34 protein-coding genes are annotated in these 17,276 nt (G+C 54.6%); 16 read left to right on the top strand and 18 right to left on the bottom strand.

The window, feature by feature from the left end:
• Positions 1-219: 219 nt before the first annotated feature.
• From DXY37_RS11255 to DXY37_RS13455, 6 genes are all read right to left on the bottom strand, one after another.
• Positions 220-645, bottom strand: a complete 426-nt coding sequence (locus DXY37_RS11255) for a DUF3750 domain-containing protein (RefSeq protein WP_115126758.1) — start codon at positions 643-645, stop codon at positions 220-222.
• 26 nt (positions 646-671) lie between these two features.
• Positions 672-839, bottom strand: coding sequence for a hypothetical protein (locus DXY37_RS13460; RefSeq protein ID WP_170951876.1), 168 nt, complete (start codon positions 837-839; stop codon positions 672-674).
• Between the two features lie 78 nt (positions 840-917).
• The gene (locus tag DXY37_RS11250) at positions 918-1,100 is read right to left on the bottom strand and encodes a hypothetical protein (protein WP_115126757.1); all 183 of its coding nucleotides are present in this window, start codon (positions 1,098-1,100) and stop codon (positions 918-920) included.
• A 136-nt stretch (positions 1,101-1,236) separates the two neighbouring features.
• Complete coding sequence (locus tag DXY37_RS11245; protein ID WP_067093102.1) at positions 1,237-1,605, bottom strand: AbrB family transcriptional regulator; 369 nt, start codon at positions 1,603-1,605, stop codon at positions 1,237-1,239.
• 178 nt (positions 1,606-1,783) lie between these two features.
• Entirely contained in the window at positions 1,784-3,736 is a 1,953-nt protein-coding gene (locus DXY37_RS11240) for a DNA polymerase (RefSeq protein ID WP_115126756.1), read from the bottom strand.
• Between the two features lie 81 nt (positions 3,737-3,817).
• Positions 3,818-3,955, bottom strand: a complete 138-nt coding sequence (locus DXY37_RS13455; protein ID WP_170951875.1) for a hypothetical protein — start codon at positions 3,953-3,955, stop codon at positions 3,818-3,820.
• A 268-nt stretch (positions 3,956-4,223) separates the two neighbouring features.
• Between DXY37_RS13455 and DXY37_RS11230 the strand changes: the two genes are divergently transcribed.
• The 4 genes from DXY37_RS11230 to DXY37_RS11215 all read left to right on the top strand — a co-directional run bounded on the left by DXY37_RS11230 (position 4,224) and on the right by DXY37_RS11215 (position 5,155).
• Positions 4,224-4,397: a conjugal transfer protein TrbI gene (locus DXY37_RS11230; RefSeq protein WP_115126754.1), complete on the top strand. Its 174-nt coding sequence runs from the start codon at positions 4,224-4,226 to the stop codon at positions 4,395-4,397.
• A gap of 45 nt (positions 4,398-4,442) precedes the next feature.
• Complete coding sequence (locus tag DXY37_RS11225; RefSeq protein WP_066907841.1) at positions 4,443-4,586, top strand: chlorophyll a/b-binding protein; 144 nt, start codon at positions 4,443-4,445, stop codon at positions 4,584-4,586.
• A gap of 161 nt (positions 4,587-4,747) precedes the next feature.
• Positions 4,748-4,960: a hypothetical protein gene (locus tag DXY37_RS11220; protein ID WP_115126753.1), complete on the top strand. Its 213-nt coding sequence runs from the start codon at positions 4,748-4,750 to the stop codon at positions 4,958-4,960.
• Positions 4,961-4,975: 15 nt separating this feature from the next.
• The gene (locus DXY37_RS11215) at positions 4,976-5,155 is read left to right on the top strand and encodes a hypothetical protein (protein WP_170951874.1); all 180 of its coding nucleotides are present in this window, start codon (positions 4,976-4,978) and stop codon (positions 5,153-5,155) included.
• Between the two features lie 23 nt (positions 5,156-5,178).
• Here DXY37_RS11215 and DXY37_RS13450 read toward each other — a convergent pair whose 3' ends face one another.
• Positions 5,179-5,349, bottom strand: a complete 171-nt coding sequence (locus DXY37_RS13450; protein WP_170951873.1) for a hypothetical protein — start codon at positions 5,347-5,349, stop codon at positions 5,179-5,181.
• 82 nt (positions 5,350-5,431) lie between these two features.
• Between DXY37_RS13450 and DXY37_RS13445 the strand changes: the two genes are divergently transcribed.
• On the top strand, positions 5,432-5,587 hold the full coding sequence (locus tag DXY37_RS13445; protein ID WP_170951863.1) for a hypothetical protein: 156 nt from the start codon (positions 5,432-5,434) through the stop codon (positions 5,585-5,587).
• A gap of 80 nt (positions 5,588-5,667) precedes the next feature.
• Here the strand turns inward: DXY37_RS13445 and DXY37_RS11210 are convergent, their stop codons facing one another.
• On the bottom strand, positions 5,668-6,252 hold the full coding sequence (locus tag DXY37_RS11210) for a ferritin (RefSeq protein WP_115125399.1): 585 nt from the start codon (positions 6,250-6,252) through the stop codon (positions 5,668-5,670).
• Between the two features lie 281 nt (positions 6,253-6,533).
• Between DXY37_RS11210 and DXY37_RS13440 the strand changes: the two genes are divergently transcribed.
• The 3 genes from DXY37_RS13440 to DXY37_RS11200 are packed head-to-tail and all read left to right on the top strand — an operon-like array spanning position 6,534 to position 7,791.
• The gene (locus tag DXY37_RS13440; protein WP_170951872.1) at positions 6,534-6,689 is read left to right on the top strand and encodes a hypothetical protein; all 156 of its coding nucleotides are present in this window, start codon (positions 6,534-6,536) and stop codon (positions 6,687-6,689) included.
• A 12-nt stretch (positions 6,690-6,701) separates the two neighbouring features.
• Positions 6,702-6,956 (top strand): TIGR03643 family protein, encoded by a 255-nt coding sequence (locus DXY37_RS11205; protein WP_115126752.1) that lies wholly within the window; start codon positions 6,702-6,704, stop codon positions 6,954-6,956.
• A gap of 1 nt (position 6,957) precedes the next feature.
• Positions 6,958-7,791, top strand: coding sequence for an SDR family NAD(P)-dependent oxidoreductase (locus DXY37_RS11200; protein ID WP_115126751.1), 834 nt, complete (start codon positions 6,958-6,960; stop codon positions 7,789-7,791).
• On the opposite strand, the gene DXY37_RS11195 is transcribed toward DXY37_RS11200, so the two are convergent.
• Together DXY37_RS11195 and DXY37_RS11190 are read right to left on the bottom strand one after the other, a co-directional pair.
• Complete coding sequence (locus DXY37_RS11195) at positions 7,739-8,212, bottom strand: cupin domain-containing protein (protein WP_115126750.1); 474 nt, start codon at positions 8,210-8,212, stop codon at positions 7,739-7,741. The two genes, DXY37_RS11200 and DXY37_RS11195, sit on opposite strands and share 53 nt — an antisense overlap.
• Positions 8,213-8,323: 111 nt before the next feature.
• Entirely contained in the window at positions 8,324-9,175 is an 852-nt protein-coding gene (locus DXY37_RS11190) for an NAD-dependent epimerase/dehydratase family protein (protein ID WP_115126749.1), read from the bottom strand.
• Between the two features lie 143 nt (positions 9,176-9,318).
• On the opposite strand from DXY37_RS11190, the gene DXY37_RS13435 reads away from it, so the two are divergent.
• Both DXY37_RS13435 and DXY37_RS11180 read left to right on the top strand, forming a co-directional pair.
• Positions 9,319-9,492: a hypothetical protein gene (locus tag DXY37_RS13435; protein ID WP_170951871.1), complete on the top strand. Its 174-nt coding sequence runs from the start codon at positions 9,319-9,321 to the stop codon at positions 9,490-9,492.
• On the top strand, positions 9,489-9,836 hold the full coding sequence (locus DXY37_RS11180) for a hypothetical protein (protein WP_115126747.1): 348 nt from the start codon (positions 9,489-9,491) through the stop codon (positions 9,834-9,836). Before DXY37_RS13435 ends, DXY37_RS11180 begins: the two co-directional genes overlap by 4 nt.
• 20 nt (positions 9,837-9,856) lie before the next feature.
• Here DXY37_RS11180 and DXY37_RS11175 read toward each other — a convergent pair whose 3' ends face one another.
• Complete coding sequence (locus tag DXY37_RS11175) at positions 9,857-10,264, bottom strand: YccF domain-containing protein (protein ID WP_115126855.1); 408 nt, start codon at positions 10,262-10,264, stop codon at positions 9,857-9,859.
• 96 nt (positions 10,265-10,360) lie between these two features.
• On the opposite strand from DXY37_RS11175, the gene DXY37_RS11170 reads away from it, so the two are divergent.
• The 3 genes from DXY37_RS11170 to DXY37_RS13430 all read left to right on the top strand — a co-directional run bounded on the left by DXY37_RS11170 (position 10,361) and on the right by DXY37_RS13430 (position 11,136).
• Positions 10,361-10,588, top strand: coding sequence for a Nif11-like leader peptide family natural product precursor (locus tag DXY37_RS11170; protein ID WP_115126854.1), 228 nt, complete (start codon positions 10,361-10,363; stop codon positions 10,586-10,588).
• Positions 10,589-10,669: 81 nt separating this feature from the next.
• Positions 10,670-10,969: a hypothetical protein gene (locus DXY37_RS11165; RefSeq protein ID WP_115126746.1), complete on the top strand. Its 300-nt coding sequence runs from the start codon at positions 10,670-10,672 to the stop codon at positions 10,967-10,969.
• Complete coding sequence (locus tag DXY37_RS13430; protein ID WP_170951870.1) at positions 10,966-11,136, top strand: hypothetical protein; 171 nt, start codon at positions 10,966-10,968, stop codon at positions 11,134-11,136. Before DXY37_RS11165 ends, DXY37_RS13430 begins: the two co-directional genes overlap by 4 nt.
• A gap of 17 nt (positions 11,137-11,153) precedes the next feature.
• On the opposite strand, the gene DXY37_RS11160 is transcribed toward DXY37_RS13430, so the two are convergent.
• The gene (locus DXY37_RS11160; RefSeq protein WP_115126745.1) at positions 11,154-11,459 is read right to left on the bottom strand and encodes a hypothetical protein; all 306 of its coding nucleotides are present in this window, start codon (positions 11,457-11,459) and stop codon (positions 11,154-11,156) included.
• Here DXY37_RS11160 and DXY37_RS11155 point away from each other — a divergent pair.
• A complete protein-coding gene (locus DXY37_RS11155) occupies positions 11,454-11,657 on the top strand; it encodes a hypothetical protein (protein ID WP_115126744.1) in 204 nt (67 codons plus the stop codon). The two genes, DXY37_RS11160 and DXY37_RS11155, sit on opposite strands and share 6 nt — an antisense overlap.
• Before the next feature lie 304 nt (positions 11,658-11,961).
• On the opposite strand, the gene DXY37_RS11150 is transcribed toward DXY37_RS11155, so the two are convergent.
• Complete coding sequence (locus DXY37_RS11150) at positions 11,962-12,432, bottom strand: DUF805 domain-containing protein (protein WP_115126743.1); 471 nt, start codon at positions 12,430-12,432, stop codon at positions 11,962-11,964.
• Positions 12,433-12,588: 156 nt separating this feature from the next.
• Between DXY37_RS11150 and DXY37_RS13115 the strand changes: the two genes are divergently transcribed.
• On the top strand, positions 12,589-12,783 hold the full coding sequence (locus DXY37_RS13115; RefSeq protein WP_136975607.1) for a hypothetical protein: 195 nt from the start codon (positions 12,589-12,591) through the stop codon (positions 12,781-12,783).
• Between the two features lie 65 nt (positions 12,784-12,848).
• On the opposite strand, the gene DXY37_RS11140 is transcribed toward DXY37_RS13115, so the two are convergent.
• From DXY37_RS11140 to DXY37_RS11125, 4 genes are all read right to left on the bottom strand, one after another.
• On the bottom strand, positions 12,849-13,331 hold the full coding sequence (locus DXY37_RS11140) for a hypothetical protein (RefSeq protein ID WP_136975606.1): 483 nt from the start codon (positions 13,329-13,331) through the stop codon (positions 12,849-12,851).
• A gap of 231 nt (positions 13,332-13,562) precedes the next feature.
• Positions 13,563-13,760: a hypothetical protein gene (locus DXY37_RS13110; RefSeq protein ID WP_136975605.1), complete on the bottom strand. Its 198-nt coding sequence runs from the start codon at positions 13,758-13,760 to the stop codon at positions 13,563-13,565.
• Positions 13,761-13,959: 199 nt separating this feature from the next.
• Positions 13,960-14,316 carry a hypothetical protein gene (locus DXY37_RS11130; protein WP_067098364.1) on the bottom strand — a complete coding sequence of 119 codons (357 nt, stop codon included), beginning with the start codon at positions 14,314-14,316 and terminating at the stop codon, positions 13,960-13,962.
• 82 nt (positions 14,317-14,398) lie between these two features.
• Positions 14,399-14,743, bottom strand: coding sequence for a hypothetical protein (locus tag DXY37_RS11125; RefSeq protein ID WP_244277102.1), 345 nt, complete (start codon positions 14,741-14,743; stop codon positions 14,399-14,401).
• 82 nt (positions 14,744-14,825) lie between these two features.
• Between DXY37_RS11125 and DXY37_RS11120 the strand changes: the two genes are divergently transcribed.
• On the top strand, positions 14,826-15,017 hold the full coding sequence (locus tag DXY37_RS11120) for a hypothetical protein (protein ID WP_136975604.1): 192 nt from the start codon (positions 14,826-14,828) through the stop codon (positions 15,015-15,017).
• 72 nt (positions 15,018-15,089) lie between these two features.
• Here the strand turns inward: DXY37_RS11120 and DXY37_RS11115 are convergent, their stop codons facing one another.
• Positions 15,090-15,374, bottom strand: coding sequence for a hypothetical protein (locus DXY37_RS11115; RefSeq protein ID WP_136975603.1), 285 nt, complete (start codon positions 15,372-15,374; stop codon positions 15,090-15,092).
• Positions 15,375-17,276 lie beyond the last annotated feature (1,902 nt).

The following is a 17,276-nucleotide window of genomic DNA, read 5'->3' as shown; positions in this document are numbered from 1 at the left end:
AACCGACAACCTTGTTGTCGCAAGCAGGCTTCATGGCTGCTTCAGATTGTTGATGTAAATCGCCAACAAGTGATTTTTTCGGCCCAATCATGCTTTCCGTGAAAGAAGATTGTTGCCGCAGTTTGGCATCAATTTAATGTCATTTCACTGACACAATCGAACTGGTCAGTGTTCGCTTCTGTGCGTTGTCGTTGTCGTTCTTGATGGCCTGAGTCTGCATCAGGCGATCTCTGGTACAGGGAAGCTTTTCCCAACGGCTCGACGATCGAGCCTCGTCTTGTCGCGAACGATCCATTGCGCGAAGGTGTTGCTGTTCGGGCCCGGCCAGTATCGGTAGGTCTCGGTGAAGGGGTAGTGGTTAGGGGAGGATTCAATCTTCTCTGTGATGCTGATTGCCTCATCCCCAACCCATTGCTGGATTAAACGTGATGGACCATTGCCAACACCTTGGTAGGGAGACAGAAGGTTCTTGTGCAGATGCCCCCAGCAGGAATCGTTCTGGCGCGCAAATTGCCAGACTTCCCATCGATCACAAGTTTCATGATCGCTGGCTTCAACGTCGCGAATCACCAGCAGCCAAAAATGATCTGCAAACCATCCAGGCAGGCCTGGAACTTTGGCGGCCCTTAGTTCAACCTTCAGCATGGGTTGATCAAAGAAACGATTGAGGCTTAGAGATCGTTGGCCTGCTGCCGCTGCTTCCTGAGTTGCGCTTTCTTTAGCTTCTCCTGCACTTCGTAATTGGTTGTGCGCGTGAAGGAATAAAAGAGAACCACAACAATCGATGCCAGCCCTAGGCCGAGTGCCACCAGATAATACGGAGGGATCAGGCTCAGCAAGGTTGACTCAAGAATTGAGAAACTCTAGCTGCCTCGAGAGGCTTCAACGACACTGTCTTTTAACCCGACCTGTATGGCTCAAGCCGCTTGCTCGTTGTTCAGCATTAATTCGATTGAGCACTCGTCGTTGAACAGATGCAGTGCTCCATCGCGCCTGATGTACTCATATTCCTCTGGCTCACCACTCACGTCTTCCGACTTCAGAACCTGCTCCAGCTCGTCAAGAGATAAGTCTTTCCAGTGGAGTTTTTCTGGGCTCACTGATGGTTTGCTTGGAGCAGCATTTTAAGGGATGGGCCATGAGGTCGCTTCGCTTGGCCTTAACAGCAGAAAAGGCAGGGCTGATTAGCAACCCTGCCTTCCATCGACTAAGTGGTGATTTGCTTTGTTAGCCCGATCACTCTTCGCCTTCTTCCTCACCGCCCACAGGAATCAGGCGGATCGCCTTTTTACCCAGCTTGATCTCGAACTCATCGCCAGGAGCAAGATCCAGCATGGCTGTGTAGGCCTTGCCAACCAGGAGATTGCCGTTGCCTTGCACTTTGGCGGTGTAGCTCAGTTTGCGACCACCTTTGCCCATGCCGGCAGAACCGCCACCGAGTTCGATTCCTTTGGCATTCAGCAGTGCCTCGTAGAAGGCAGTGAAATTCACACGGTCAGAGCCGTCTTTCTTCTTGGAGACATACCCACAGGCAGTTGCCAAATCAGTTTTAGAGACATCTCCTAGTTCTTTGACCTTGGCAAGCAGATCGGCACCAGTGAGCATTTCAGGTAGAAGAATTCGTCATTCATATTTATACCCTGCCGCCCATGAATAACAAGTCTTGAGCTCGTCGGGCTCTCAACCTTTCGTGGATCTCATCGGTTGCGGATGTAGCAGATGAACTCGCAGAGTCCTACCTCATGCTGGTAAGGAATTGGCCTTTTCGATGCAAGCGTCCCTCTCAGTGAGCTTCTCCCCAGCTCTCTGCAATGTTGCAATCTGCCTCCAGGGGAATGTCACCCAGGTATTGCTTCTGAAGCTTTTCTGAGGTCATCGAGGCCAAGGCCACTGCTTTCACCTCGTCCACCAGATCCCTTGGAACCTCGAGAAGAATCTCATCGTGAATCAGGCCAACGATGTGAACACCTGCGAAGCGATCCAGTGCTGGCCAGAGGTCACCAAGGGCAGCGGCGAGCAGATCACGACCAGAACCCTGAACAGGGAAATTGATCCCGTTGGTGCGTCCCAGCGGTTGCATCGCTCTGATGCCATCCGGGCCTGCCTGCTGACTGCGGAATGTCATCCGTCTCCCCGCAATGCTGCGCACTTCGGTGACGCTTCTGTTGGAGAACCTGTCCATCTCCAGGCTCATTTGTGGGTGCAGGCGATGCCAGGCGTCGTAGACCTTCTGGGCTTCAGTCTCCGTGACCTGCTCACCGCGAGCACGGGAGAGCAATTTGCGAACACCCGAGAGCCCACAGCCGTAGGCCAGGGCGAAATTGGCACGTTTGCCGATCGTCGAGCGTTCCGGATCCGCTTTGGTGATCTCGCGTCCGCAGGCCTGACTGGCGATGTAGGCATGCGGGTCAATGCCATCCAACAGGATCCTGCGCTGACCATCGTCGTTGTAAAGCTGCGGGCTGGCCTGGAGCCGGATCTCAATCGATGACCAGTCGAGGTCCATCAGCACGCTGTCGGGATTGCCGGTGCCCAGGGCTTTTTTGCGATCGCCAGTGATGCCCTGGAAATTGAACCCGCATTGCCCAAGCTTCACGGCCTTGGGTTCGCCTTGTCTTTGGCCTGTTTTGAACCGCTCGGTATCGGAGGGAACCTGACTGCTGGTTTCGCGGATCAGAGCGCTTGTGCTCATGCGGCCGGTGCTGGCACCAATGATCCGGTAGTGGGGGCGGACGCGGCCATCCGTGAGCTGGGCTTCCTCGAGCAGCCAGTTCACCTCTTTCAGCTCCTGATCCAGCGCCTTCAGCTGGAGCAACGTCTCGATGACGGGATCGGGACGGTAGGTGTTCAGAGTCCGGTCTTTGGTGTTTTCAACGCGCTCTCCCAGGTGAACACTCAGAGCCTCCTGAAGTTTGTCCGGGCTTCTGTAATTCTCAATTCCGAGCGTCTTCTGCACCTCAGCCGCCAAGCGTTGCCGTTCCCTGAGAGCACGTGTTCTGGAGTCGCGTGCTGTTTCGACATCAACCGCCAGCCCTCGCACCTGACCATCGGCGCAGGCACTGATCATTGAGCAATCGAGCCGATGCACTGCGACTTGTTGCGTGGCCACCAGCTGTTGATGGAGTTCACGCCCCAAAGGCAGCACGATTTCGGCATCCAGAGCCGCATAGCGCAGCTGGCTGGCGCTGAGGGCATTCCCCCAGTCGCTGGTCTGTTCGCTCTTGTCGAGCTCACGCTTCAGGTAGTGCGCAGACGCGGCGGCCAGGCTGCTGCTCGGTAAGTCGCCGATGATCTGACAGGCCAGCATCGTGTCCCACCACTGGCACAGCGGCCTGATTCCAGCAGCGATCAGAAAGGTGGCTTCAAACAGAAGGTTGTGGCCCACCAGCCTGCGCTCCGGGTTGCGCGCCAGCCTGCGCAGCCAGTCGATGGCGGCTTGGCCGATCACCGCCACATCGACCACCAGCGTGCTGTTGCTGTCAGCCGTCGTGAGCTGAGCCAGACGGATTTCGCCACCCAGAGACGGGCTGAGGCTGGCTTTATGACGCCACAGATCAGTGCGGCGGTTGAACGTTTCCAGATCAAACCCAATGGACAGTGCCATCGAATCAGGATCGGGTAGATCAACCGCGTTACCGATGTATTCGATTCCGGTGGGAGCCCTCTCGCAGAAAGGCACCGGGCAAGCCGGTTGGATGGCTTCGCTTCCTGGGAATAGCAGTTGCTGATCGAACAACGGCTTTGACTTGCTCCAGGCAGTCTCGGCGGTTTCAGGCGATTGCGGCGTGCCTGACCACGCTGGTTGCCTCGATCGGGCTCAGTTCCTGACCGGGCAGGCGCAGGCGTCCATCTGCAGCTCGCGGGTCACTGCTGCCACGCCATCCATGTCGCGGAAGGCGCGATACATGGCCAGCTGCTTGTTCAGGTCCTGGCAACGGTTGCTGTTGGCTTTCATGAGCCCAACTCCAACGGTGGTGATGTCGTCATGCTGGCCAGCCGAAATCTCTTCGTCGGTGACAACGGCTACTGAGACCTGATCGATGTGTTGCTCAGCTGTGATGGGCAGCTGTGATGCGGGTCAGTCAGATGAAAAAAACCTGTGAATCTGCTCTCACCCAACCCGCCTGGAAAGATCCTGAAACCGTACCTCTGAGGTCGGCTGTCCCCTCTGCTCCCTGCAGTGCGACAGGCATAGAACGAAAAGGTCCTTCCCGGAGACACCCATGACAGCAGTTCTGCTTCAGTGCGCCTGCCCCGACTGTACCTGCGCCGTTGAGGAATCCACCGCCATGCGGCGTGGCAATCAGCTCTTCTGCTCGCAGGCCTGCGCCAATGGTCATACCAACAGGGAGCCATGCCATGACCATGAGCACTGTGATTGCAACTATGCCGGTTGATCTCCTTGATGTACGTCTGCGTCAACAACACTTGCACCTGAAACCATGACTGACACCACCCAACGCCGCTTCGGCTTCGTCAACTTCGCTGAAACATGGAATGGCCGTCTTGCCATGCTTGGCTTCGTGATTGGCCTCGGCACCGAACTGCTCACCGGCCAGGGCATCCTCAATCAGCTCGGATTCTGAGCCTGGCTGGCCTCGACAAAGGTTGGCTTATCACGCCCCGGGCCTGACCGTGTGTTCGGCCCGGGGCGGATTTCACTGTCACGATCGAGCCCAGGAATGGCGATCGTTGGATTCAGCCAATCAACGTCTCACTCAAGTGAGGCTTTTGCCGTCTCTGCACCATGACCAACCATCGCTTGTCGGTTGAGCAGAAATTCAATCTCGAATCTGCGTTTCGCGAGATTGATGCCTGTGAGGACATTGAGCAGTTGCGTCAGCTCACCAAACAGATCATCACCGCGCAGGAAAACGAGAAGGCTTTTGCCCGCGAAGCGATTGTGCAGATCAGACGCGAGGCTGAAGCCAGCGCCGCTCGCCGTTTTGGGTTCGCTTAGAGCAGGAGTCAACTGATGTCACCAGTTCAAACGACGAACCGCTACCTGGTGCGCTACCGGGATCTCAGCGGAGCCACGCTCGAAGGTTGCGTCTATGCCTCTGATGCGATGGAGGCCAGGGATCTGGCCCGTGAATTCACTGCCGAACTGCGGCAACGCCCGAACCTGATCAGCGCGATTCTCAGAATTGCCTGACGACAACGTCTGTAGGGATTCGTTCAGGCTTGATGGCGCTGTTGAAGCGCCTGGACCTCCTGGTTCAGCTGCGCGTTGAGCTTCTCGAGGTGGCAGACCTCGTGCTCGAGCATCTGCATGTACTTGGCGATTGAGGGGTCCGTGCCGCGCAGACTTTTGCGTGCCTGCTTCTGCAGCTCTGGGTCAACGTTCATTCAATCAGCGTGATTGGCTGTGAACCTTACGGAGCATCGCCATGCTGATGCGGGCTGTGAAATCAGGCTGGAGTTGGCTTAGATGGGAGATCTTTTTCAGCTTGGTGTGACCTTCGGGAGATTTCTGGCGTTGTTCGCCCTGGGCCTCATCGCCGCTGTCTGGCTGCAGTGGTCATGGCTCTACTGGCTGCTTGCTGCGGCTGCACTCTGGGCGCTGTACAAGCTGGTCCGAGCCTGAAGCTGGGCATCGGTGTTTGGTGGAGCCAGCGCACAGCAAAGCCCCGCGGTGAGCGGGGCTTTGGGTTGTTGTGAGTTGGATCAGGCTTCGAGCTTGGCGGGCTTGGCGTCACCTTCTCTGAGCTCGGCGTCGATGATCATCACGGCAGCAGGGTTGCCTGCGGCGAACTTGACGCGACCCAGCAGATAAGCGGCTTCGTGCTCAGAAAGGCGCTGATCATCAACGATGGGATCAAGGAACACCGAGGTGCGGCGGTCGAGATCCTGCTCAGCGGTGCCGTAGAGCTGCAGAACGGAAGCGGTGACATCAGCTTCCATGCGGAAGACATTGGCGATCACCTGCTCGACATCAGGCCATTGCTGACGAGGCGGTTCAACGGTGTCGAGAACAGGCCGTTGACCTCTGGAGATCAGGTAATCGGCGAACTTGGCAGCATGTTGCTCTTCCTGTTTGGCCTCATCGCGGAGATGCTCGGCAAAGCCGACCAGCTCGCGTTCAGCAAACCAGATGGCAGCAGCGAAATAGGCAGCAGCGGACTGACGCTCCAGGTTGAGGTGAGCCTGCATGAGATCGAGCATCTCGGAGGACATGGGCTCGGCCATGGCCCGGCCTGCAGGACCGACGGGAACGGTGATGGTGGCTTGAGCGGTAGCTGAATTTGTCATGTCGAACCTCTTGGAGGGATGAATCAGTTCTACATCACAAAAGAGCGAAAGATAAGGGTAAAAACCGAACATTAAAGGATCAAAATATGCTTTTGAGAATCACATTCAGTAGTTGTAAATATGCACTTGAGAATCACAGTCAGGAGTGCAAATCTGCTGATGAGAATCAGTTTCGTTTGCGTGCCCAGTTCGTTCTGCGCTGCCCGCTAGGCGGCTTTTATGGTTAATGTTGCGCAATGTTAAGGGTGGTTCGCTAGCCCTTCCGTCTCACTGCCGCATTCATGACCTACCCCTTCGGCGCTGCCAGAACCGAGTTGGAGAAAGCCTTTGCGCTTCCTTCCGTGCCGCCGGCTGCTGAGCTTGAGCCGGCCTCCAGTGCCCGCGTGCTCAGCGAGTCCGACCGGGCAGTGGCTCTGTTTGAGCATCCCGATCACTGATCTGACCGTTCAATGGACTGCGGCCTGCTCGACCAGCTCACCTCTGAAGACATCGATCGCGTGATCGAAATGGCCTGGGAAGACCGCACCACGTTCGAAGCCATTGAATTCCAGTTCGGCCTGTCTGAAGCTGCAGTGATCGCTCTGATGCGCTCCCAGCTCAAGTCAGGCTCTTTTCGTGCCTGGCGCAAGCGAGTGACTGGCCGGCGTACCAAGCATGGCAGCACCAGTTCGTCCGAGCGTTTCCGCGCGGCTTGCCATAAGTGAGATGACAGCGTCCCGATCCAACTCCAGGCCCAGCGTCTTGATCACTGGAGCGTCCAGCGGCATTGGCCTGGCGACAGCTCACCGGTTGCTCGACCGTGGTTGGCGAGTTTTCGCTGCTGCGCGTCGGCTTGAGGCGATGGAGTCCTTACGCTGTCGCGGCGCTGAGGTGTTGCCGCTTGATCTCGCTGATCAGGCGTCCTGCCGGCAGCTGGCCGACGCTGTCAGCGGCCAGGTTCGTGCTTTGGATGCCCTGGTGAACAACGCCGGCTATGGGGAGACGGGTCCGGTGGAGACCATGCCGATCGAGCGTGCCCGAGCGATGTTTGAAGTGAATGTGTTTGGGTTGATCGGTCTCACTCAGATGCTGCTGCCGCCCATGCGTGAACGGCGTCGCGGCCGCATCGTGAATCTGTCATCGATTGCCGGCCGTTTTGTCACTCCCGGTGCCGGCTGGTATGGAGCCAGTAAGCATGCGCTGGAGGGCATCAGTGATGCTCTGCGTCTTGAGCTGCATCGCTTCGGGGTGCAGGTGGTGCTGGTGGAACCTGGGTTGATCCGCACCGGCTTCGAAGCGGTGAGTGAGGCTTCCTTGCAGCAGCAGTCGACCGATCCGGTGTGGGGGCCGATGATGCGTCGTGTTGCAGCCAGCTGGGCTGAGGGCTTTCGCCGGGGTTCATCGCCGGAGCTGGTGGCCAGCACCATCGTCTCGGCTCTGGAGACGTCCAGTCCCAAACCTCGCTACCGCTGCGGCAGCGAGTCGGAAGTGTTGGTGTTGCAGCGGTTCATCCCCGCCCAGCTGTGGGATGCACTGGTGCGCCAGCGCATGATCGGTTAGCTGCGTCCAGGCTCTGCAGCGCCTGCCACTGAGGGATCAAGGCGCGTGGAATGGGTCTGGGTTGATAGTCGCGTGGGTCAACCGGGCCATGGCGTAACACCGCATTCACCACGGTTGCAGCCTGATCGCCCCGGACGATGGCGGCATGCGGAATTCTCGGCGGAATGCGGACCCAGGTTCGATCCTTTTGCTTCATGCGAATTAACTGAAACTGGCGATTCTGAAGAATCACCAGATCCAGTCTGCCGCTCAGAACCGTCAACTGGTCGGTTTGGTGGCGATGACAGAACAACTCGGCAAGTCGGTTGGGCGTCACATCCGCGACCAGCGTTTCATGGCTGATGAGGGGATCGCTAAAAAAGGCGATTCCTGTGTCTAGGCAAGCGCATTGAATGATTTCAATTGATTGTTGATTCGCCATGATATCCGCATTGATTCTGCATATCATCGCGACTCAATCATTGGAGCTGATGTGTGCATGAATACCCATTCAGCCTGTTGTCAGCGATTGGTCATTCGCTGATTGAGCATTTCAAACAATGGCTGGTTCCAGCATCGATGGTGACATCAGCTTGAAGCCGGATTCCTTGATCTTTTGGTTCGAAACACGGGCATTCATGCTGCGTTCGCTCGTTGAGCTGGAGTGGCTCCAGAGCACGGGAGGCAGGCCATCTTGATCGCAGATGAGAGTGGAGAGTTCCCGGCGACTCAGCTGCATGTCGTCGACCAGGTTGTAGATGCCTGTCAGTTTCTGTTCGCTTGCGAACTGCACACCCCTGGCGATGTCGACAAGACTGCTCCAGGCATTAATGGCATTGCCGTTCTTGGGCACCTGCTGGCCAGCGGCCTCGCGAATCATGCCCACCATGTCGCGGCCGGGTCCATAAATCCCGCCCAGCCTCAGCACACAGATCGAGGTATCGGGGCGGTCAATGTCGAGCATCAGTTCCTCCGCTGCCGCGAGCATGCTGTTCACCGGAGAGCTGGAGTCCACCGCTGAGTGCTCCCACACCTCTTCTCCCTGCCGGTCTCCGTAGACGCTGACGCTGCTGATGTAGGTGATGTGCAGGGGTTGTGTGCTGGTTCTGCGCCGCAGTGCGCCAGCCAGGTTGCGCATGCCGCGGGCGAAAACATCGCTGTAGCCATCGTTCTGTCTGGTGGGTGCCACGCTGATCAGCAGGCCCTGCAGATCGGCAAGGAAGGAAAGTTCCGGATCGGGGTCAGTGATGTCGAGTTGGCGCACGTCATCCATCAGTCGCTGCAATTCGAGCACGTTCTCTACTGAGCGTGTGGTGGCAGTCACGGGCTGGCCGGCCCTTTTCATGCGCATAGCCACGGCGGTGCCAACGTATCCGCTGCCGATTACTCCGTATCCGAGGGCCATGTCTATTGTTCGTGTCAACCCTTTTTAACGGATCTTGACCTGTCACTGTTGCAGCGACGCCGACCGTTTGGCCGTTCTGTTTGTGCGGGCTTGCTGATGATGCGCCATCCATGATTGGCTGCCCTGATTGCGATGTGCAGTCCATGGACGACGAGAACCTGATGCAGCTTGAGCGTCTGCGTACCGTTCTGGAGGTGGCCAGGCGCAACGGTAATCAGCTGTTTATCGACAACATCGAACGTGAGATCGCAGCCCTAGAACGCGGTGATCGCTCTCCCATCGTTGAGGAGTACCTCACTGAGGAGGAACGTTCTTGAGGCTCGGCCATGCCCCATCAGATCTCCTGGCGGCGCTGTGCAGAAGTGCAGCCACGCTGGTGCTGTTGGCGCATCCTTGCTCTGCGGGTCTCGACAGTTACACCGAGCTTGACCGGGTCAATGGCTGGTTGATTGAGCGCAAGCAGGGAGCAGATGGTGCGATGAGCTGTCGGGCGTTTCTGCCCTCAGGCGCATCGTGGTTCAGCGCCAACATTCATCTCGATGCCGCTGGCGAGCTTGTGGTGCCGCCAGGTCGCAACTTCGAAGCAGAGCAACAGGAGCTCGAAGATGTGCGTGAGGCGTTGGAACGCTGCAGCTCAGATGTTCTCTATCTGCCTTTCTGAAGGCCGCTGGTCAGCGGCGATCAAACGTTGCGCACAGGTACAACGGTCATCCCCACAGGAGCCAGGGCGATCAGGGCCAGCTTCATGTGCTGAATTCCGAAGGGGATGCCCACGATGGTCACGAAGCAGGCCACGGCGGAGCTCAGATGGCCGATCGCCAGCCACCATCCCGCCACCAGAAACCAGAGCACGTTGCCGATAAAGCCCAGAGATCCGGTGCCTAGATCATCGTGGCCCCGCAGATCACTGCGGTTTACGGCTTCCTGTCCGAAGGGCCAGAGCGAAAAACGCCCGATCACAAAACAGGAGCGAGCCCAGGGCAGTCCTACCACCGTGATTGCGCAGATCAGTCCGGCCAGCCACCAGCCCAGAGCCATCATCAGGCCGCCGAGCACCACCCAGAGGATGTTGAGCAGGGAACTCAGCATGGGGCTCGTCTCCAGAAACGCGATCTCTGCAAACAATGACCCGCTTTCACGCATCCGCTGAGGATCGTGTTCAATTGCACCAGTTCATCAGCAGCGATGACCGCATCACCGGTGCAGCAGTTTCTTGAGCACCTGGGCCGTGATCCGGTCCTGCAGTTGAGGGTTCAGGCGGCTGTCACGGCGGATGAAGTGGCGCAGCTGGCTCAGGAGCTGGGTTTTGCCGTGTCTGGCTGCGATCTGCTGATGTTGTCCGGCCGCAGCACTGCGGGGGTGCGCGTCACACGCGTTGATCACCCCGGTGAATATCCCGGCCGTTACTACTGAGTTCAGCTTTTTCACTCAGGCGCATTGGTCACAGACATCAGCGCAACCGTCTGGCAGCCTCCCTGAAGTCTGAAAATTCAAGTGGCAGCACGATTTCTCAACAACGTTCGTGTTCGCTGCAAAGAAGGCTGCGAAGACAACTTGATCGTCGTAACGAAGCAATGGGTCAATCCCGAAGGGATGCTTGATGCCTACTGGGCCAAGACAGGTGAACCCTCCTATTGCTTTGTCGGCCTCTGGGAGAGCGAAGAGAAACTCGTTGCTGCAAAGCCTCAGATGATTGAGCATCTCAATGCAGTCCGCGACTTTTTTGAGGAGCTCTCACCAGAGCTTGGAGTCACTGACCCTGTCTCCGGTCCTGTCATTATCCACACGCCTTGAAGCAGACGCACGAACAGAGGTGGAATTCGCTGATTGGTTTTGTCGTCAGTGGCGCGATCGCCTGTCTGCTGATTGCGACGCTTGGCTCCAATCCTCTGCTGGTGGCTTATCTCTTGTTTGCGGGGATGGTCTGGCTGCTGTTGGCGACGGGAGTGCTGGATCAGTAATGGCCCTGTTCTAAGGCTTAAGGGAAATCCTGCGGATTGCGATCACTGCTGCGCGGCTGCCGGTACAGCTCCATCAGATGCTCAGAAGCTCGAATCGTGATCACGGCTCCGTTATGTGCGGTGAATTTCAGACACACTCCTCCTTCAGACTCCAAAACACACCGGGCAGTTGTGGTGTTTGGATCGATCGAGGCATCCAGCTCCGCTTTCGTAATGCGTTCCACCTCAATCTGATGCTGGGAGCAGTAGTTCTCGAGAGCCGTCAGCTCGGCTAGGCCAGTGATTCGGTGGCTCTGCTGATAAGGCTGCAGATTGAAATGCATGCGCTGGCTGATTCGTTAAGTCATTCAGATGATCCGCAAAACTGCTCGAATCTGCGTCAACGTGGACTCACCCGACGCTGCATTCCGCAATACGCCGTCGGGTTCGTCACGTGCGAACGCCCACCTCTGAACGGTCGCGTCGTGATCATGGCGAGCCGGCTGGCACTGTTGCTGCATCACATGCACCGCATTGCCTGACAAATGCACTGAGTGCATCAGTCCAAGACGTAATTCATCGGGTCATCTCCATTGAAGCTGCTGCATGGGGTCGATGCCCGGCCGCCAGGGAGCATCCTTTCGGAAATCAAACCATCCTTGACCCCCTGGCAAAGTTCAGCCGGTGGTCTGCTGTCCACCCAGTCTTGGAAATCAAAATCACTCCATGCCAGGAGTTGCGCGATCAGTTAGAAGGTCCTGCATCACAAACCTGGTTGATCTTCAGTGCTAGCTCGGTGAGCATGTTGATGGCTTGTGGTGGCAAGCGGCTTGCACTGCGCATGACTCAGGACTGTTCGTTCTGCCGCTGTTTTGCGTATTGCTGTCCGGGCCAGAAAAGTAGTTTGAAGTTTGGATAAATCGACAGGATCCCGAGGGTGATGATCAGCGACTGCACCCCTACAAAAGGGAACACTTCATATCCCGGCATCAGGCTGCTCACAACAGAGATGTAGAGCCAGTTTTTCTTTAAGCGTGGTCCCAGATCTCGCCATCGTCTCCAGGTAATCGGCAGGAATAGAAAGATGTTCAAAATCTCACCAAGCAACCACACTCTGACGGCGTGATCTGTAGCCCATTGTGAGATTGCTGCTGATAACTCTTCGTAAGAGCTGCTGAAATAACCTCTAAAAACAAAGGCAAGAGCAACGAAGAAAATCAGGCCTGCAATCAGCGACCTGAAGATGGCGCTACCCCAGTAATCAATGCGACCCATCTCTCCTTCGAAAGAGAAGAAAGAAGGCTTCTCATGCGTCATATCAATGAGACTTCAGATGAATGAACGCTACCTGAATCAACGCTGACAAGCCCACTGCTGCCTTGCTTGCTGCTTGTTTCTGCGTTGTCGCTTAGGCAGATGTTGCCTGAATCGGCAGAGGCTGTCTGGAGAAGACCGGTATTGAAGCGGTGATTGATGTCTTCTCCCGAGCCACGCTGTCGTTGGACTTTATGGGTCTGCATCACGTCTGGAGTGCTGAGAGACACAGCGCCTATCAGTGTGATGGCGGCGCCGAGTAGGCCTGACTGGAAAGACATGGAACAGTTTGCGGTGGAGGGAACTCCGTTGCCATCACCATCCGCGACCACACCGGTTCACTCGTTGACCTGAGGCAGCCAGACCTGTGATGTTGCTCACAACTGAGCAGTGTGCTCACTGGTCTCCATGGATAGAGGTCAATCGTTGTGCGCCATCTCTGATCCACCCAAGGGCCGCCCACCCGTGGCGAGTTTGTACATTTCCTCGTGAATATCCTCAGACTCTTTTGCAAACCAATTCACGTCATGAGTGGTTGGCATTGCCTTAGGCCCAAGGTCTAAAACTTGATACTCAAGAGTCATGAAATCGAGACCACTCTTGTAACCAAGATCGACAAGAATTTTACCGCTTTTAAATGGTAAGTTGATTCTGGCTTTTTCTTGATTCAAAGAGACTTGTACTATTTTGGATGATATCGAATGATCCCCGCTGATATCTTTCATTCTGATGAAGAGTGCAGATTCAAAGTCCCTTTGGATCATTGACTTGCTTTCATCTCTGATCTTCCAATTGCAGATCAACTGATCGGTATGGACGTTAACTGCAAGAAAGGATACGTGTGAATTGTTCTGCTGATTGGGCTGTTTGCTTTTGCTGGCAAATCCAAGTATGGATAACAACCATCTCATATTCTTGATTTTAATCTTATTTCAGCACTTTATGTGTTGAAGTCGACCTGGATTTCTGATACACACGATACTTAATGCCTGCATGCAGGCTCGGCATGATTGAATCTCACGTGCCATGCCATGAGATCAGTTCATTCAAACGGGCATGAGCCGTCAGGAACTTGAATCCCGATCAGCCATATCGCTGATGCCAAGGGCTTACTGCGGCTCACTGGTTTGTGATTAATGCATGATTTCGTGGAAGCCGGAGGAATAGGGATAGTCAAAGCCTTCATCTAGTTCCTGCACTAGTTCTTCGGCTTTGTATAAATCACCACAAAATTGACATTGCCCGTCTGGATCGCAAACAACAAAGCCCTCGTGATGTTTGAGCAAGGCAGTTCCCCTGGCAGTTCTGGCAAGAAGTGTCTGGACATCCATGGAGTTGGAGCGGGTTGCCTTTTTGTCATGGCATTGGCGAATCAAGCCGTGTCGTAACGATTCCTACCGGAACGAAAATTCAGTTGCAGGACTCATCGCGGCTATTCGTGACGGCAGATCGCGTGCTGATTTTGAGACCAAAATGAAGTTCAGCCTTGGCGAATATCAGAAAGCAACGATTGTTGGCGCTCAATGCGCCTCAAGCCAGGGCTAAGGCTTTCTTGTTTTCGTCTTGCACGCTTGTTTCCACAACCGGTGGGAACAACATGAACACTAGACAGGTGAGAATTTCATCGAGACCGTCGTCATCCAGGGCTTGCCGCGATGATTGTCCGGAGATCGAAAGCCAGGCCAGGAGCGTTGCTCCATCGCTGTGATCCACCCTGGTCATGTCGCCCTGATCGTTGTCGACCGTTTCCATGCCATGACGGTCCTCCAGGATTGCCACCACTCTCTCCAGTAGATGCTGGCGGTTGAGACCCTCCTCCGCCTCCATTTCCACAAAGAGGTCTGCACCCTCGGTTTCAAATCGAACGTTATAGAGCTTCGCTGCCATTCGTCGCTCCTTGAAGGGTCCCTGTGCAGGGTGTGCATGCAGTATCGGTAGGTCCGGCCTTTACGGCAACGGCAGTCGGTGTTCAGCTCAATGTCAGTTCCAGAAAAGCGTCGTCCACCTCAACCATTTCGCTCTCGTCCGCATGGCTGCTGCAGCGGTAGAGCAGGTTGATGATGCGCCCTATCTCAAGGTTTCGATCACCCACCTCTTGCCAGAGCCTGCGTGTCAATTCCTGATCGGCCAGAACAAATTGTGCTTCGACCAATTCACGGGCAATGCAGAAGTAGGTCTGACGGTCATTGCGAGCACGGCATTCCTCTCCTGCCAGGACGGTTTCATTCAGCAGCTCCCGGTCACTGACCAGTTTCTGGGAGACCTGTTCTTCGCTCAGACCTGAGGGCATGGCATCAACCTGTTGGTCTTTCATGCTTGTCTTTCTCTTCGCTCACTCTTCAGTCTGATTGCCTTGCTGGGCGCGAGAATCGGTGTTCCTACTCAGCTCAGCTGTGGTGAAAAGCGACCGAAACCATCTGGTGAGGGTGATTCGCGACGATGGCGTTGAAGACGACCTCACGCGCAGGTGCTTCAGCACGTATGACGAGGCGTATGACGAACTCGAACGTTTTTATGCCGATCTCTGCTGTTCTGATGATCGGGTGGAGTATTCAATAATGCCAGCAGAATTGGAGAGTGATAAGTAGTGAAAATGTCCCTTGGTTAATGAGTTGTATTGATCTTGTTAGCTTTAGTATTGAGTTTCATCTGATGATAGTTTAGATCGATTGTCGATTCTTGTTGTTACTGATTGGTTGTTCTAAATTGATGCAAGAAGCTTTGGCTTGTTCAATATTTTTTCGATTATTGATCTGCTCAACCACACAATCGCAAGTTTTGTTGAGTTGGCTTAGCAGTAATTGTTTGCTTGCCTGCTGATATTGTTTTCGCATCGCTGCGGCGCAGCCGCTGAAGATGATGTTGTTCTTCAAATTAGCTTGAGCAGGGCGTGGCGCAGTAAGTGCAATGACTACAAAGACGATCACTCCCCACCGTGCTTTCATGGCAACGTCATTTTTGTTTCAGCAGCAGCTTAAACCGCAATGTGTGGTGATGGCTGATTCACATTCGGTCGTCAGTTTTTTTCACCAATCACTCACTTGTTGTGGGTATTGGCGTTCTACCTTTCATCGTCAGTGTCATTCCTGACGTGATGCTTGATCAGAAGTGCTGCGATGTCGACGTCTTTCGAAATGATCCTTGAAGGCTCGTCTTGATTTCTCAGATGATGCAAGTCTGCTCACGAGAAGTGCTGCGTCGTGTGCCGACAACTCTCCGTCGATCCCCCACTTCAGGCAAGACAGTGGTGCCGGAGATTGGCCTCTCATCTGCACGACAAACGGTTTGACCTTGTCACCTTAATGTCAGCGAACCCAGACAAATAAGCAGACAAGCTGAAGAAGTGAGGTAATCCCTGGGTATAAATCACCAAGAGATTGGCTTATTTGGCTGAACTGGTCAGCAAAGTCCAGCGAATCGTGCGTCCACGTCCTGCCGGCCCTGCTTGCGTGTTCATGCCTGCCGCCATCTGGCTGGTTTCAATCTGATCGATGCAGCCACAGCACGGTTGCTCAAGCTGGCTTGGCAGCGTGTTGCTGTTTGAGACTTGATGTTGTTTATTCTGGCTGAAATCAAGGCTCGGCCAAGGTTTTCGTCCGCGACCGAGTCTCTCCGCTGTTTGTTTATTGCATTACTGGCGACAATAAAACATGCATTAACAGATACAAGCTGACTCCAATCAGAACGGTAGGGAGCGTGAAACTCATCAAAATCCTCCGACTGTCTCGGCTTTATAGGAGTAATTTGTGTGAGTAGTGGTCTTTGCCACACAAAACTTTGTTCAGGTAATAATGCTTAGGGTTATATGCTTAGCCGTGTTTCTAATGCAGTAAGTCGGCGCTTTCCATCATTCATTTCAAATTTTCTGGTCAATCTTTGCCACTAACTAAGTCTGCAATCCCTTGCTATCGATCACTTGTTTGCCAGTCAAGGACTGATTGTCCTTGATCTCTGAGCGAGATCACTTTTAGAGCCATGTCTTATAGATCTGCGCAGCAGAGTCAAGCGACTCATCAAGCTTTGACGACCTTTCGTTTATTTTACAATCTATCTTTCAGCAAAGTGAGCTGCTATTCACGTCCTATGTCTTTCATCTTTTCTCGAACTAACTCCATCGCTCCACTGTGGTTGCTGTAATCAATGTGCCTGTTGGTGTGATGTTCTTGCTGGTGATTCTGTTCCGTTTGATTAGTTTGCGCTTTGCCAACGCTTCAGATCAATGTCTGGGTTTGTCAAAAATCTTGCTACTCGTCTTATGAACTCAGCTCTATTGCTTTGTCTGAGCCTGGGACTGCTTGTCACGGCATGTTCCAACGCTGGTGTTTCTTTGAACAACAATCCTGTTGTGTTGGAACCCGTCTCAATGGATCAAGCGGAAGCAGACCAGGCACTTGTTGATTTTGGTTCGTTGGATGACGCATGACTGGGCTCTGGTCTCTGAAGCTGGATTTGCAGCCGCTTTCGAAGAAGATCTTGCTGTTTTGAGCTGGTGTGCTGAGTTCCTTCGGGCGTCCTCGTTGAAGTGCGATGTCGTTCATGACACCGCGCGATCACAAGATGCCCTTAGGATCAGCACAAATACTTAGCGTGATCGTTGCTCCGATGCTTTCCTTCCTCGTTTTGGGCACGGTCGTTGGTCTCACCATTTTTCTTCGTGCGACCAGCGACTTGGAATCTGAGGCTTGAACACCGAATGTGGTTAATCACCGTTTAATTGCTGACCGGTTTCACGGTTGTTGCCTTTGCTCTCTGAAAACAAGCAGCGTATTGGTTACTGGCTGATTGGTTTCTCCAAGATTTGCGTTGGCGCGGCTCTGCTGAAATCCAAGGCCAGACTTAGCCTTTAA

Source organism: Synechococcus sp. GEYO, from assembly GCF_900473955.1.
Taxonomy (GTDB): Bacteria; Cyanobacteriota; Cyanobacteriia; order PCC-6307; family Cyanobiaceae; genus Synechococcus_C.
This window is presented reverse-complemented; position numbering and strand designations above follow the sequence as displayed.